The 1372-nt window shown below is 69.8% G+C and carries 2 protein-coding genes; both read right to left on the bottom strand.

The features are described 5' to 3' along the window. Positions 1 to 411: 411 nt before the first annotated feature. The gene (locus ON39_RS49175) at positions 412 to 741 is read right to left on the bottom strand and encodes a hypothetical protein (protein WP_146251400.1); all 330 of its coding nucleotides are present in this window, start codon (positions 739 to 741) and stop codon (positions 412 to 414) included. Between the two features lie 22 nt (positions 742 to 763). Then, positions 764 to 1372 (bottom strand): AfsR/SARP family transcriptional regulator (locus ON39_RS46300; RefSeq protein ID WP_303621535.1); only part of this gene is annotated, 609 nt, incomplete at its 5' end.

Here is a 1372-nt window from a genome sequence, read left to right as displayed (position 1 = left end):
GATGATGTGCCGACCGCAGTGCCGCGCCGGTCGCGGTGCCGCATGGACGGTAATGCTCACCTCGTCGTGATGCTGCGCCGATCGCAATGCTCACGCCGACCGTGATGCGGCGCCCACCACGATGCGGCACCGACCACCATGCTGCGCTGGTCGCGATGCTCACGCCGGCCGCCGATGCCGTGCTGACCGGGATGCTGCGTCGACCGTGATGCTGTGCCGGTCGCGGTGCCGCGCTGACCGTGATGCTGTGCCGGTCGCGGTGCCACGCAGACCGTGATGCTCTCCTCGATCGTGGTGCTGCGCCGATCGCAATGTTCACGCCGACCGCGATGCTGCGCCGATCACCATGCTGCGCCGGTCGTTATGCTGCGCCACGCCGACCAGGATGCTGCGCTGGTCGCGATGCTGACGTCAGCCGCCGATGTCGTGCTGACCCCGATGCTGTGCCGACCGCGATGCCGCGCCGATCGCCATGCTCACGTCGACCGCGATGCTGCGCCGATCACCATGCTGCGCCGGTCGTGATGCTGCGTCACCTGCGCCGACCACGATCCTCACGCCGACCACGATCCTCACGCCGACCACGATCCTCACGCGACCACGATCCTCACGCCGGGCGCGATACTCACGCCGGGCGCGATACTCACGCCGGTCGCGATACTCACGCCGGTCGCGATGCTGCGCTCCATCGCGATGGTGCGTCACTTGCGCTGCTGCGCCGACCGCGATCGGGCCGCTCAAAGATGCTCAGCCACAGCCTCTTTCAATGATCCACCCGACGGAAGCGATGTGCATACGCCGCCACATCCCGGTACCGAGTGATCCGCTGCGCCGTCGAAGCCGTTGACCCACTCCACTTCCCGGCCACGACCGACGGATGCAACGCCGGATCGTGCCGCAGGATCCGAACTTCCAAATCCACCGACTCCGGCCCGAGCGCGGCCCCGAATTGCTCGGCGAGCGTTGACCGTAACCCGCGCAGCCGATCGAGCGCGTCGACCTGCCTGCCCGCCCGGTAGAGGGCGAGCGCGTGCAACCTCGCCAACGGTTCGTGCGCCGGATGCTCGGCCGCCAAAATGCCCATTTCCCTGAGGCATTCGAGGCCGGACCCGAGACGCAGCGCGGCCGCCAAACCGGCGACGGTCAACTCCAGCCGCCACGCGTCCAGCCGTGCGGCCTCCACCGCCGCGTACGGCGCCCACATCAGGTCGGCCAGCGCCGGACCGCGCCACAGCCGCGTCGCCTCGTCGGCCGCCGCAACGACCTCGGCGTGCCGGTCCGCGCGCTGTGCGGCCTGCAGCCGGTCGGCGATGGACTCGGCGGCGAGCAGATCGCCGACGACCATCGTCGTCCGATACCCGGCCGGCGTGCG

Source organism: Nocardia tenerifensis NBRC 101015 (genome assembly GCF_000308715.1).
Taxonomy (GTDB): domain Bacteria; phylum Actinomycetota; class Actinomycetes; order Mycobacteriales; family Mycobacteriaceae; genus Nocardia; species Nocardia tenerifensis.
The sequence above is the reverse complement of the archived record's forward strand: the minus strand, read 5'-3'. Positions and strand labels throughout refer to the sequence as shown.